This is a genomic window from Alkalicella caledoniensis, assembly GCF_014467015.1.
Classification (GTDB): domain Bacteria; phylum Bacillota; class Proteinivoracia; order Proteinivoracales; family Proteinivoracaceae; genus Alkalicella; species Alkalicella caledoniensis.
Map to the genome: position 1 here is coordinate 2,342,354 of NZ_CP058559.1, position 13,956 is coordinate 2,356,309.

Sequence of the window (13,956 nt, forward strand, 5' to 3'; positions counted from 1 at the left end):
AAAGAAGACCATGTTGGGTGAGGGGAAGCCAAGGGGATGTTTAGTTTACCATGGCATGAGACGTACACTACAAATAATTGTATTAGGAGGTTTTTTATGAAAACTGAAGTCATGTTTCACTGCGGAAACGCGCCAAAAATGGAACGAGTTATTGAATTGACCATTGCTCTTGCGAAAAAAGACGTTAACTTGGTGAAATCCCATGTGCGCGAGGATTTTGTTTGGAAGACTGTTGGTGAGGATGATGTAATTTTATTCGAAGATTTAACTCAAAAGCTAGCAAGGAGACCTACCGTAACCAAATTAAATGTCGAAAACGCCCTTAGTCATGGCAACGGGGCCATGTGCGAGGGGACCCTTTCATTTGAAGACGGAAGCCTACTGTATTTCTGTAATGTGGTTAAATTTGTAAATACCGCTAAAGACGCTTTGGTCAAAGAAGCCCATACCTATTTTGTTAAGTAAGTATTGCTGAGAAAAAAGGTGCGAACATTCCGCTGTAACCTAAAATAACCTTAAGTATATATATGATTATAATTAAGGGCAAACCCAGCTAGGTGTTACTATGGTGAAAGAAGTAGTATTGTAGTAAGGCTACGAGGGTAATATTAATACGAAATTTTGGGTAGAAAAAGACCACTAGGCAAATATAGATGCCTAGTGGTCTGATTTTTTGTACAGTTTATACTACATTACCTTTTATCCCATCTTAATTATAGCATATAAAAAACTCTAAAAATAGACTATTTGTTCATACTTGTTAGTGCTATAATGCTATAACAAGTATACTTGCTGAAAATATAAACATACTAAAGCAATACTCAGAGTTGCTTTAGTATATGGGTCTGAGGAATATATAGAATGAATTTCATAAAAGGGAGGTAAGCATATGAGTTCATATGTGATTGGTTTACAGGAAATTGACAAAACAAAAATCAAGGATGTTGGGGGAAAAGGCGCAAATCTAGGGGAACTTTGCAGGATTGCAGTAGCACATGTGCCAGATGGTTTTTGCATTTCAACTAAAGCCTTTAAAAGAATGACTGCGGAAACGCCATTGATTAAAGAATTACTTGGGCAGATATCCCTTCTAAAAGCGGAGGACAGGTATAAAATCACTGATCTAAGTGATAAACTACGTAGAGCCATCGAAGGGGCAACAATACCGGAAGATATTACTGATGAGATTATCAGATTTCTCTCGGAATTTGGGGAAAGAGAAGCTTATGCAATAAGGTCCAGTGCTACTTCTGAGGATTTGCCTTATGCCTCATTTGCAGGACAACAGGATACCTATTTGAATATTGTTGGAAGGGAGTCTATCCTCAAACATATTAGCAAATGCTGGGCATCACTGTTTACCGAAAGAGCAATAATATATCGTATTCAAAAAGGGTTCGACCACAGCAAAGCACAGTTGTGTGTAGTCATCCAGAAAATGATATTCCCTCAGGTAGCAGGAATTTTGTTTACTGCAGATCCCGTCACTTCAAATAGGAAGATCACATCCATTGATGCCAGCTTCGGACTTGGTGAAGCAATGGTCAGCGGTCTAGTTAATGCTGATAATTATAAAGTGCTCAACGGAAAAATTGTTGATAAGAATATACCCATCAAAAAACTGGCTATTTATGCTGTAAAAGGTGGAGGCACAAAAGAGCAGGAGGTTGAAGCTGAGTGGCAGAATAGACAAGCGTTGACAGATGAGCAGATTTTGCAGCTTCAGAAATTGGGTGAGAAAATTGAAAAACATTTTGGTAGCCCTCAGGATATTGAATGGTGTTTGGCTGATGATACATTCTATATTGTACAGAGTCGGCCAATTACTACTCTGTACCCTATCCCTGAAGCCACTGATGAAAAAAATCATGTTTATGTATCTGTTGGCCATCAACAAATGATGACCGATTCCATGAAACCATTGGGATTGTCTTTTTTCTTATTAACTACACCAGCACCAATGTGCAAAGCCGGTGGAAGGTTATTTGTTGATGTTACAAATATGTTGAGTGCTCCTGACAGCAGAGAAATTTTACTAGATACCATGGGACAATCCGATCCTCTCATAAAAGACGCACTAATGACCATAACAGATCGAGGAGATTTTATAGAATTTTTACCTAATGATAGAAAAGAATTGAGTTCCAGTAAAAGTAATAAAGGAATGCCACTTTCGGATATAGGAACACAAAACGAATACGATTTAACAGTGGTATCTAATTCCATTAAAAATAGTCAAGCATCTATAGAGGAGCTAAATCAAAGTATCCAAGTAAAATCAGGAGCAGATTTGTTTGAGTTTATTCTAGAAGATATCCAAGAGTTAAAGAAGATTTTATTTGACCCCAAAAGTATGGAGGTGATTACTGCTGCTATGGATGCTTCAGCATGGGTTAATGAAAAAATAGAAGATTGGCTAGGTGAAAAAAACGTAGCAGATACACTATCACAATCTGTACCAAACAATATCACTTCAGAAATGGGTCTAGGGTTATTGGATGTGGCTGATGTAATTCGCCCCTATCCAGAAGTAATTGATTATTTACAACATGTGAAAGATAATAACTTTTTGGATGGACTAGTGGAGATTGAAGGGGGCCATGAAACCCGAGAAGCAATCTTGTCTTATCTCAACAAATACGGAATGAGATGTGCTGGGGAAATCGACATTACAAAAACCCGTTGGAGCGAAAATCCAACTACACTTATACCCATGATTCTCAGTAACATCAAAAACTTTGAACCTAACGCTGGAAATAGGAAATTTGAAAAAGGGTTACAGGAGGCTCTGAAAAAAGAACAAGAGCTATTAGAACGATTGAAGGAATTACCCAGTGGTGAACAGAAATCAAAAGAAATAAAGGAAAAGATAGATCTAATCCGGAATTTCAGCGGATTTAGGGAATACCCAAAATACGGAATGGTTAATCGTTACTTCATTTATAAACAAGCTTTACTTAAAGAAGCGGAGCAACTAGTACAAAATAACGTTATTAATCAAAAAGAAGATATCTATTACCTCACCTTTAAAGAGCTACATGAAGTAGTGCGCACAAACAAACTAGATTATCAGATCATCACTAAACGAAAAGATGAGTACAAATTATATGAAAAGCTTACTCCCCCACGTGTTATCACGTCTGATGGAGAAATAATTGTAGGGGAGTATAAACGAGACAATCTTCCCGCCAAAGCTATTGTGGGCTTGGCTGTTTCTTCGGGAGTTATAGAAGGGCGAGCACGGGTCATATTAAGCATGGACGATGCTAATCTAGAAGAAGGAGATATATTAGTCACCGCCTTTACAGACCCCAGTTGGACACCACTATTTGTTTCCATAAAAGGCCTAGTCACCGAAGTTGGTGGACTGATGACCCATGGAGCAGTTATAGCCCGAGAATATGGTTTGCCAGCTGTTGTTGGAGTAGAGAATGCTACGAAACTAATAAAAGATGGAGAACAGATTCGAATACATGGGACAGAAGGGTATATCGAAATCTTGTAAAGGGGAAGATGTGGTCTACTAAGTTTTAAAGAAATAACAAGAGCGTATGGCCACTGAATGTGTTCATACGCCCTAGTTTTTTAATGAGAGATGGTGTTGATTATTCTTTCTAGCTCTTCAAACAAAACTTTTGCAAGCTCAAAATTTGAGTCTTTTAAAGCAGATTCTATTTGCGTTTCCACAGATTTTTTCTTTTGCTCTATTTCTAAATAGTCTTTATCAAAATGCTTAGCATAAATCATCTTTCTAAACTTCTTCATGTTCATTTTTCTAATGGTCTTATCTTCAATGATTAAAACAAAATCCATACAGTTTACTATAAAATAGAAATCATGAGAAATCATTAAAACAGCACCGTTATAGTTTTTTATGGCTTTCTCAAGTGCTATTTGTGAATAGGTGTCTAAATGACTTGTGGGTTCATCAAGAAGCAACATGTTTGCATTACTAGCAGAAATTTTGGCTAATTGAAGTAAGTTTTTTTCTCCACCAGATAAAGATCCTATCTTTTGACTTAGGATTTCTTCGTCAAAGCCATAATCTGAAATATAAGAACTAATCTCTTGATAGGTTTTGAATCCTAATTCATAGAACTCTTCAAGTATGGTACGGGACTCATTTAGTATCTCATCTTGATTTTGAGAGAAATAAGCCATATTAACGTCTTTATTTACTTCAATAGAAGGATGATTATTATTAAAGATTTCTCGGAGCAAAGTAGTTTTTCCTGTGCCGTTTGAACCAATAAGTGCCACTTTATCCGTGGATTTAATCTCGAAGTTAGCATCTTCTAGAAGTATCTCATTAAAGGAAACACTGTAATCAGTAACACTTAAAGCAGTAGCTTCTTCGCTAATTTCATGCTCAGCAATTAAACGGATCTTTGGCTGTTTAATATCTACAAATGGCCCTTTGATTCTACGGGCTTCTAATCTTTCTTGAAATTTCACCCTAGCTTTTAATGTTCTCCCTTTAGCAGCATCAGCATTATCGGTTGCTATATCTCTTAGTTTATCGATTAAGAGCTCATTTCTCAGAATTTCTTCATCATCAGCTATAGCTTGCTCTTGGGTATCAATTTTACTTTGAAGCAATGATAGGTTGTAATCAATGTAGCTGCCATCAAACTCTTGGAGTTCCATGTTTTCAAGGTGTATAATTTTATTAAAACAATGGTTCAACAGATATCTGTTGTGTGTAATAACTAACAATGTGCCCTTGTGTGAATTAATTAGGCTTTTAAGAGCATTTAGGTTTTCGAAATCTAAGAACACGTCGGGTTCATCCATAATGATTAAATCTGGACTATTAAGCATCTCCTTAATGACCTGAATAAGTTTAAATTCCCCACCACTAAGCTCAGTTACCATGAGGTTTTTCAGCTTGGTGAGGTTTGCTAGATATAGCTGCTTATCAATATTACTTTCAAAATCACTTCCACCAATTGCATCAAAGGTGTCCAGAGCTTGTTGGTACTGTTCCAGTAAAGCATCCATATCCTCAGATGACTCCATTTGAGCACAAAGAGACTCTATCTCATTTTGTAGCTCAATGAATTCTTCACCTATGTATTGGAAAACTGTATTTTCTTTTGTTTTGTCTATTTGAGGAAACTGACTTACATATCCAATTCTACAATTTGGGTCAATCTTTAATATTCCATCGAACAGATATCTTTCTGGATCCATGATTATATCTACTAATGTACTTTTTCCACTGCCACTTGATCCTATGAAAGCGCAATGTTGACCATCTTCCAGTGTAAATGAAATTTTATTATATAGATCCTTCTGGGGAAATGAGTAAGACAAATCTTCAATTGTTATCATATTATTACCTCTCTATATCACTAAAATAATTAAAAAAGAGCTTATAAGATTAAGCTCTTCTATATGTAATATTCCCATGTAAATTAATTATTATTTTAGTTGCAAGGCTTAGTAAGGAATCTCAGTTAATCGGATTACTTTCTTTGGGTTTCCTATGTATATCTACGGCTTTTTTGGTTAGATACTGTACAATGTATCAGTAGTTATGATATATTAAGGTTAAAATTAAATATTACCGTTAAAGGGGAGTAACTACCTATAATAGGGAGATAAAGTCAACAACCGATGGCTAAATAAGCTGTCTGGCTTTATCCTTTGGACTTTCAAAGCAGTAAGACCTTTAGCATAGTTTTATCTACAGGATAAAATTGTGCTAAAGGTTTTTTTAATTTTACAAAATAACGAATTAATAGTTTTATCAAAGAAAGTGAGGTAGGTTATGGAATATTTATTATTAGTTATTGGATTCGGGTTACTTATTAAGGGAGCAGATTATTTTGTGGTAGGTGCATCTAATATAGCTAGACTACTAAGAATACCTCCTATCCTTATTGGACTTACTGTAGTAGCATTTGGGACAAGTGCACCAGAAGCAGCAGTAAGCATATCTGCGGCTTTGAATGGGAGTGGAAGTATTACGCTAGGAAACGTAATTGGGAGCAATATCTTTAATGTTTCATTAATTGTTGGAATAGCAGCTATGATTTATCCCCTTAAAGTAGAAAAACTGACAATATTAAAGGAGATTCCCCTTGCATTATTGTCAGCAACTGTTTTGTTGGTAATGATGGCAGATAGGAAACTTCAAAATTTAGATCAAAACCTTCTAACTAGGTCTGACGGACTTATTCTCCTAGGGTTTCTCTGCGTTTTTGTATACTACATTATAGAGATTGCTCTTAATAGTCGAGAGAAAACAAAATCAGAAGATCATATGTTGGACAAGAAGAATGCTAGTAAAAGTGTGATATTCACATTTTTAGGTCTTGTAGGAGTAGTTCTTGGAGGAGATATAGTAGTCAAAAATGGTATTAGAATTGCCTTGACACTAGGGTTAAGTGAAACCTTAGTAGGATTAACCATAGTTGCTATAGGAACATCTTTGCCTGAATTGATCACTTCTATTACTGCTGCTTTGAGAAAAGAGAGTGAGATTGCATTAGGAAATATCGTAGGAAGCAATATATTTAATACCTTATTTGTATTAGGCACTTCTTCTACCATATCTCCTGTGCTGGTAGCCAATGAAATGTTTTTGGATGCCATTGTAATGATATTAGTAACCTTAGTTCTACTCCTATTAGCATCTAGCAATAGAAGAATATCGAAAGTTGAAGGGTTATCCCTTACGATAGCATACGTAATCTATACTATTTATATTATTATAAGAAATTAGTTAAGGGGTATTAACTTAAATTGCCTACTCCATGAGACAGGTGAAGAGATTTCTTCCTGAGAAAGAAGGGTTAGAGGTAATACTATGTTTTAATATATATAATAAATGAGCCTATAGGTTATGTAAGTACCCATAGGCTTTATTTTAAAACTGTTAAAGCGTTAAATACCTATTATATTAGAGAGTGATTGTTATCATACTTAGTATAGCCTCCTTTAGTTTAGACATGGGAGTTTTGGGTTATAGAATAAAAGGAACTGGGTTGAAAAATGCAGGAAAAATGACAGTACTTAGATCGGAAAAAACTATACACCACAATTCTGTGGTGTATAGTTTTTTGATTCTAAGATAAAATTGCCTTTTCTAAATGTACAAGTACTTCTTTATATTTTAGGGAAGTATCCGCCAACTCTTGATTAACTTTACTAAATTGAGTGAACAGCTGACCTACTTGCTTACTGGAAAGTTTTCTATCTATCCAAGGGAATAAGATTTCATCTTCTTTTTTAATGTGCTCTGTTAGCATGTCTTTAAATGCATTTAGATGTTTAATAGCTTTTTGTGCATCCTTTTCCTCAGCGGCCTCTAGGATAAGCGCGACATTCTCTCTTCCAAAAACATGGTCATCTAACATGATCTTGATAATCTCCGACTCTTGCTCCACCAGTCCAAACAATATATTTTCTTCCTTGCCATGGTGGAGTTCGTCAGCATAGTGTCTACAAAAAAGTGCTCCTTGTTTAACTTCAGCCCAGATATCTCTTTTGCCATCCTGTAGTATTTCGACTACCTTCGGAACTAGGGCGAGCCATCTTTTAATCAGTACATGCTCATCTACTAATTCCTTTACAGGAGGAGAATAGACTATTTCAGTGACTTGGGGTGAATTAACTTCTACTTTTGCTTTAACAACTTCTCTATGGGAATATATTTCTTTTTCTATCTGATACATCATTTCAGCTTCATCTTCTGGTTGTAGATTGTGAATTCCCACAACATCCCCTAGGATACATGTTCCCGGGTTACATGTGGTGCAGCCTATATTAAAGTTATTTAAAATATCTCCAACCTTGGGGTATTGTTTTATGACTTCCTGTATTCCTGTGTTAAGCCATTTTTCCATAGTTTACACCTCTTATAACCATTCTTCTCTAAGGATTTCACCTTGAAGAGAAACTACAATAGTTTTTACAGGTACCTTGCGACTGGACTTTTCAAGTGCTTGTTTTGCGATTTGCACTAGACCCATACAGCATGGTACTTGCATGATTATTACAGTGATTGTATTTGCATCGGAAACTTCCATAAAGTTTTTGATTTTTTCAACATAGATCTCTTGATTACTATCTAGCTTTGGACAAGCAATAGCAAGACTGTGATCTTTAAGGTGATCCTTATGGAAATCTGCAACTGTATAAGCTACACAGTCAGCACTTATTAGAATATCTGCTTCTTTATAGTAAGGGGCCTCAGGTGACACTAAGTGTAACTGAACTGGCCATTGTCTTAACTGGGATTCTCTTTTACCTTCTTCTTTAACTACCTTTTTATTAAACTCTTGCATTTGTGATCCTGGACAACATCCTGACATTTTTATATTCCTCCTTAAATTCCTTTAGTTGAGTTTCTATACTTATACTATAAGGGAACTAAGGAAAGGCTTCAGTGATTTAAATCATATTCAGTGCCAATTATTACTTGCTCATTTCTAGTGGGATGCTGAGTTCTTTTTTTAAAAATTTGTGGGTTTTCCATTAAAAGAGACAGAACACGCCGTTGCCCACGGAAAACTCCGCCACCCGGCAAATTGAGTTTCAAATAGCTTTTTAATAAGACTGCTGTCTTTAAAAGTTGAGTGTGTACCATTGGAGTCGGAGTAGGTATGTCATAAGTTTATGTTATACTGCATTAGATAAAACTTTCACAAGGTGATGACTATACCCTATGTGTTAGGATAGTTGTCGTATAGAAATTGATGTATAATAGAAAAAATACGACAATGAACCTAAGGAGAGAGAATAATGCCTAGAACTAGCAAGTATAGTCAAGATTTTATAGATACAGTTTTAAAGAGGCTTGAGCCCCCTTCATCAGAGACAGTGAATGATTTATCAGAAGAGTTAGGGATACCAAGCTCAACTATCTATACATGGGTAAAAAGGAGCAATGGTAGTTTAAGAAAGCAAAAACCAAAGGATAAGTGGACATCTAAGGATAAGTTTCATGTTGTTTTAGAGACAGCCACTCTATCGGAACTGCAACTAGCAGAGTATTGTAGGAGAAAAGGTCTTTATGTAGAGGAAGTTAAAGCTTGGAAAGAGCAATGTCTTAATGCAAATAATGAACCTGTAGAAGATACTAAGAAGATAAAGAGTGAGCTTAAAGAAGAGAAAATAAAAGCTAAAGAGCTAGAAAAAGAGCTTCGGATGAAAGAAAAGGCATTAGCTGAAACGGCTGCCTTATTGGTACTTAGAAAAAAGGCAAACGCGATTTGGGGGGACCCCGAGGAAGACTGATCAGTGACTCAGATCGTGTTGAAGCAGTAAAGCTGATCAAAGAGGCCGTAGATAGTGGTGCTAGATTAAGACCAGCCTGTGCAGAGCTTAATATAAGCGATAGAACCTATCAGCGTTGGTCTAAGGGAAATGAAGTGAAAAAGGATCAACGTCCGTTGGCGCAAAGGCCTGTTCCCAAAAACAAGTTAAGCGATGAAGAACGCTCCATAATACTAGATACGGTAAATAGCCCCGAGTACGCTGACCTACCTCCCTCTCAGATTGTACCGAAGTTAGCTAACGAGGGTAAATATCTTGCTTCCGAATCGACAATTTACCGAATATTGAGAGAAGAAAAAATGAATGCACATAGATCTAAAACTAAAGAGCCTATAAAAAAGGAAGCTCCTACACATATTGCGACAGCTCCAAATAAGGTATGGACATGGGACATAACCTGGTTGAATGCTTCTGTAAAAGGTGCTTACTTTAAGCTATATTTAATCTTGGATATGTTTAGTAGAATGATAGTGGCGTACGAAGTTTGGGAGTCAGAAAAAGCAGAATATGCAGAGCAACTAGTAAGAAAAGCAACCTTGTCACAAGGCATAGCTGGAAGACCCCTGGTCCTTCATTCTGATAACGGTAGCCCAATGAAAGCTGCTACATTTCAAGCAACCCTAGAAAAGCTTGGTATCCAAAGCTCATTTTCTAGACCTAGGGTAAGTAATGATAATCCGTACTCTGAATCACTATTTAAAACGATGAAGTATGTTCCGAAGTACCCTACTATAGGGTTTCAATCAATAGATGAAGCAAGGAAATGGGTAAGAAAATTTGTAAGTTGGTACAACAACGAGCATTTGCATAGTGGTATTAAGTTTATAACACCCTATCAGAGACATTACGGTCTCGATAAGGCAATAATGGCTAAACGTATCGAAGCTTATAAACTAGCTCAACGAAAGCATCCTGAAAGGTGGGCTAGACATATCAGAAATTGGGAGTTGCCAGAGTTTGTGGCACTAAATCCTATTAAGGATGAAGAAGCCGTGGAACTTATTAGTCAGGAAGAGCAAGTGTAATCACAAGACTAGATTTGGCGAAGCGTATCATTTACTTGGAGAGGCCCACATGGTAGCCTGTTGAAAAGGCAGGACTTATTATTTATGGGCATGCCTTTAAGGACCGGGCAGAGGCTCCATGTCAATGACAAATCGGGTCCAGAACTCATAATTATTTTTATTAAAATGCGACAACTTTATTGACAAACACCGCTATATATGTTATTATATTCACAAGTAAATTTTAAGGAGGTATCTAAATGCGAGAAGAAAATCAAATTTCAAGGAAAAAGTTTCTTAAAGGGGTAGGGGCTACAGTTGCAAGTGTAGCAGTAGTGGGAACTATTGGGTCTGTACTAGCAGGATGCTCATCAGAAGCATCAGCGGATGTTGAAAAAGCGCAATGGCCATATCCTTACCAAAAGGTTGACTCCGCCGAGGCAGAGAAAATTGCTTATAAAGGATACAAAGAAAAGGGTGGCTGAGGCATCGGCGTAGCCGACGGTCTGTTCGGCTTAATGGCAAAGGAAGTAGGATATCCTTACAATCAAGTACCTATAGAAGCTTTTCAAAATGCAGGGGGAGGATATGGTCAAGGGACTCTTTGTGGTGCCTTAGGAGCAGCTTTTGCCTTTGTAGGTGCAGTTTGTGATCAGGAAACAGCAAAGAAGATAGTTTCAGAGCTTTCAAGGTGGTATAAAGTAGCAGAATTCCCTATTTATCAACCAGGTACACAGAATCCAACGACAGTAGCTGAGTCTGTTTTATGCTCAGAATCAGTTCTCAAGTTTATGGACGTAGCTGGAGTTGAGCACGGTTCAGATGAAAGGAAGGAACGTTGTGCAGGTCTTACAGCGGATGTAGCTAAAAAGACAATAGAATTATTAAATGCCGAGATTGGATAGTTATCATTACTTACTAGGTTAAGAAGGATGGAGAGCATTTGGTTGATATCTCATTTGATAATTAACCCTCCCAAATAGGTATCACCAAATGCATTTTCTTATCCTTACTTCAGGAAAATTAGAATGATTTTTTAGTTAGTGATTTATATGAGTGCAAATTTACTCGTTCTTACCCTTGAAAATAAGTACTTCTATAGGTAGCCTATAGAAGTACTATAAATAATTAGATATTCTTTGATAGGATAGAAAAGATAGGAGGAAAATCTATGTTCGGGAAAATTGGTGTGTCAGAACTTATTTTGATACTGGCTATAGCCCTTGTAATTTTTGGTCCCTCCAAACTGCCTGAAGTTGGTAAATCAATTGGAAAGGCTATAAAAGAATTCAAATCCCATGCAAATAAAGTAACAGAAGATTTACAGGTGGATTCTGATGTTCAAGAAAAGAAGTAATCAAGTACAAGAAAAAGAAATGACATTAGTAGGACATCTAGCTGAATTGAGAAAGAGGATAATATATTCTGCTATCTTCTTTCTTTTGTCTGCAGTCTTTTGCTATAATTTTTCCACAAGGATAATTAACGAAATAGTGGATATAGCAAAGGATGTAGAATTTATTTTCATTGCCCCCGCTGAACTATTTATGTCCCATATTAAGCTCGCACTAACGGGAGGTTTAATTATTTCTTTACCCTTTTTAACATTTCAAATATGGTTGTTTGTTGTACCTGGGATGAAAAAGAGAGAGAAAAGGTATATTCTATTATCATTATTTATGGGAGGCATGTTTTTTGTTGCTGGTGCTGTATTTGCGTATATGATCGTTATACCAATAATACTGAAATTCTTTATAGGATTTCAGACAGACGCAATTAAACCCATGATTACTTTTAGTAATTATCTAAACTTTATATTTAGTACCATTCTTTCATTTGGAGCTGTTTTTGAACTACCCATTGTAATGATTCTATTAACTCGCTTTGGGATTCTTAAAGTAAGTTTCTTGAAAAAAAGCAGAAAGTATATCATATTGATAATAATCGTATTATCAGCTCTATTAACACCACCGGATATCATTTCTCAAATACTTCTGTCCGGTCCTATGATATTACTTGCTGAATTTGGGATACTATTATCTAGCTTAGTAGAAAAGAAAAAGAAAGAATAGTTTAAGTAGAATTTATAACATAAAAGCCAAAAAAATATAGTGAATTTGAGAGGAGATTTTAAAATGAAGAAAATATTAGTTTTAATGTTAATTGCACTTATGTTCATGACATTAACTGGATGTGGAGCTAGTGATTCTCAAGAATCAAATGGAGAAAATCCTCCTGTGAGTGAAAATAACGACTCGGGCTCTGATGAAGTGGTAGAATATATTGATGGGGTGTATGAAGGGGAAAGTTACGGCTACAAAGCTCAAATAAAGGTTAGTGTAGAGGTAACTGATGGAAAAATAAGCAAAGTAGAGATTTTAGAGCAAGATGAAACTGAATCAATCGCTGGCCCTGCCCTAGAGCAAACACCTTCTGCCATTGTTGAAAAAAACTCAACTGACGTTGAGGTAGTATCTGGAGCGACGTTAACCAGTGAGGGAATAATCAATGCTGTTAAAAATGCCTTAGAAAATGCCAAAAAATAAGTTTATTAGCATAAAACTGAATCCCCTAGCTGGGGTTCAGTTTTCTTTAATCGTCTTTCCATATTTTCACAGAGGAGATTTTTCAGGATTTGTCGAATATAAAGTTTAACTGGTGAATTATTTCACACTAGTTTATTTAGAAAATATTTCAGTAAGCTCAGGGGGTGGTACTATGTCTTCTAGTAGAATTGAAGAATTAAAAAGGCAAAGGCAAGCTAAAGTCACCAAAAGAGGATCTCAATCACCATATGCAATTGTAGTGACAGTGGTAGTTAGTACAATATATTTGGTTCTTATTAAACATAACATATACCTAAGTACTTTTTGGATTATTGGAATTTTGATTGGTATTACTTTACAAAGATCTCGATTCTGTTTTGCAGCTAGCTTTAGAGATCCAATTATGGTGGGAAACTCATCACTTTTCAAAACAATTATTTTATCATTTATCATTTCAACAATAGCGTTTTTTATGATCCAATATCGAACTGCGGTAATAAACCCTGATTATTTGCTCACTGACATCCCTGGACAGCTAAAACCCGTGGGTTTGCATACTGCACTTGGAGCTATATTGTTTGGAGGGGGAATGGTCGTCGCCGGGGGATGTGCTTCAGGGACATTGGTACGAATAGGGGAAGGATATATAATGCAGGTGGTAGTTTTAGTAGGGTTTATCATAGGTACTGTCATGGGAGCCATGCACTTTCCCTTTTGGGATAGTATTCTTATTTCTAAAGCACCAACTATCTATATACCGAAATATTTAGGTTTTTTTCCAGCATTAATTTTTCAGTTAATACTACTTGGTATTTTGTATTTAGTTGCACACTGGTATGATAAAAAAAATAATATTATGACCATGCAGGAGGAATAGTATGGCTGAGTACACGTTAGATTGTTTATATGAGGCATGTCCGATACCTTTGTTAAAGGCCCTAAAGCAACTTAATAAAATGAATATTGGTGATATTTTAATCATGCATACTGACCATAATTGTTCTATTATTCATGTTGTAGAATGGACAAAAAAGGAAGGACACTATATTGACTATATAGAAATAGCAGAAGGTGAATGGGAAATCTATATTGAAAAAGCAAAATAAGTATAATAAGGGGGA

Annotated in this window: 14 protein-coding genes; 11 read left to right on the top strand and 3 right to left on the bottom strand. The window is 36.1% G+C overall.

All coding sequences use genetic code 11. From position 1 onward, the window contains the following. The first annotated feature begins 96 nt into the window (after positions 1 to 96). Together HYG86_RS11565 and ppsA are read left to right on the top strand one after the other, a co-directional pair. Entirely contained in the window at positions 97 to 465 is a 369-nt protein-coding gene (locus HYG86_RS11565) for a hypothetical protein (protein WP_213165718.1), read from the top strand. Positions 466 to 889: 424 nt separating this feature from the next. After that, positions 890 to 3,505: a phosphoenolpyruvate synthase gene (ppsA, locus tag HYG86_RS11570; protein ID WP_213165719.1), complete on the top strand. Its 2,616-nt coding sequence runs from the start codon at positions 890 to 892 to the stop codon at positions 3,503 to 3,505. Positions 3,506 to 3,585: 80 nt separating this feature from the next. On the opposite strand, the gene HYG86_RS11575 is transcribed toward ppsA, so the two are convergent. Beyond that, the gene (locus HYG86_RS11575; RefSeq protein WP_213165720.1) at positions 3,586 to 5,334 is read right to left on the bottom strand and encodes an ABC-F family ATP-binding cassette domain-containing protein; all 1,749 of its coding nucleotides are present in this window, start codon (positions 5,332 to 5,334) and stop codon (positions 3,586 to 3,588) included. A 439-nt stretch (positions 5,335 to 5,773) separates the two neighbouring features. Here HYG86_RS11575 and HYG86_RS11580 point away from each other — a divergent pair, with 439 nt between their 5' ends. Next, on the top strand, positions 5,774 to 6,730 hold the full coding sequence (locus tag HYG86_RS11580) for a calcium/sodium antiporter (protein ID WP_213165721.1): 957 nt from the start codon (positions 5,774 to 5,776) through the stop codon (positions 6,728 to 6,730). Between the two features lie 343 nt (positions 6,731 to 7,073). Here the strand turns inward: HYG86_RS11580 and HYG86_RS11585 are convergent, their stop codons facing one another. Continuing rightward, the gene (locus HYG86_RS11585; RefSeq protein ID WP_213165722.1) at positions 7,074 to 7,853 is read right to left on the bottom strand and encodes a hemerythrin domain-containing protein; all 780 of its coding nucleotides are present in this window, start codon (positions 7,851 to 7,853) and stop codon (positions 7,074 to 7,076) included. Between the two features lie 12 nt (positions 7,854 to 7,865). After that, complete coding sequence (locus HYG86_RS11590) at positions 7,866 to 8,321, bottom strand: hypothetical protein (RefSeq protein WP_213165723.1); 456 nt, start codon at positions 8,319 to 8,321, stop codon at positions 7,866 to 7,868. 430 nt (positions 8,322 to 8,751) lie between these two features. Between HYG86_RS11590 and HYG86_RS11595 the strand changes: the two genes are divergently transcribed. From HYG86_RS11595 to HYG86_RS11625, 8 genes are all read left to right on the top strand, one after another. Beyond that, positions 8,752 to 10,310, top strand: a protein-coding gene (locus HYG86_RS11595; protein ID WP_213165724.1) for an IS3 family transposase whose coding sequence is annotated in 2 segments (ribosomal slippage) — positions 8,752 to 9,220 and positions 9,220 to 10,310 — 1,560 coding nt in all. Because the reading frame shifts where the segments join, the coding sequence is not laid out codon by codon here. 239 nt (positions 10,311 to 10,549) lie between these two features. Further along, positions 10,550 to 10,774: a hypothetical protein gene (locus HYG86_RS18195; RefSeq protein WP_246451760.1), complete on the top strand. Its 225-nt coding sequence runs from the start codon at positions 10,550 to 10,552 to the stop codon at positions 10,772 to 10,774. Between the two features lie 33 nt (positions 10,775 to 10,807). Then, a complete protein-coding gene (locus HYG86_RS18200) occupies positions 10,808 to 11,194 on the top strand; it encodes a C-GCAxxG-C-C family protein (RefSeq protein ID WP_246451761.1) in 387 nt (128 codons plus the stop codon). A 266-nt stretch (positions 11,195 to 11,460) separates the two neighbouring features. Further along, positions 11,461 to 11,646 carry a twin-arginine translocase TatA/TatE family subunit gene (locus HYG86_RS11605; RefSeq protein WP_213165726.1) on the top strand — a complete coding sequence of 62 codons (186 nt, stop codon included), beginning with the start codon at positions 11,461 to 11,463 and terminating at the stop codon, positions 11,644 to 11,646. Further along, entirely contained in the window at positions 11,627 to 12,361 is a 735-nt protein-coding gene (tatC, locus tag HYG86_RS11610) for a twin-arginine translocase subunit TatC (RefSeq protein WP_213165727.1), read from the top strand. Before HYG86_RS11605 ends, tatC begins: the two co-directional genes overlap by 20 nt. A 63-nt stretch (positions 12,362 to 12,424) precedes the next feature. Further along, positions 12,425 to 12,835, top strand: a complete 411-nt coding sequence (locus tag HYG86_RS11615; protein WP_213165728.1) for an FMN-binding protein — start codon at positions 12,425 to 12,427, stop codon at positions 12,833 to 12,835. 172 nt (positions 12,836 to 13,007) lie between these two features. Continuing rightward, the gene (locus HYG86_RS11620; protein ID WP_213165729.1) at positions 13,008 to 13,712 is read left to right on the top strand and encodes a YeeE/YedE thiosulfate transporter family protein; all 705 of its coding nucleotides are present in this window, start codon (positions 13,008 to 13,010) and stop codon (positions 13,710 to 13,712) included. A 1-nt stretch (position 13,713) separates the two neighbouring features. After that, positions 13,714 to 13,941 carry a sulfurtransferase TusA family protein gene (locus HYG86_RS11625; protein WP_213165730.1) on the top strand — a complete coding sequence of 76 codons (228 nt, stop codon included), beginning with the start codon at positions 13,714 to 13,716 and terminating at the stop codon, positions 13,939 to 13,941. Positions 13,942 to 13,956: the final 15 nt, after the last annotated feature.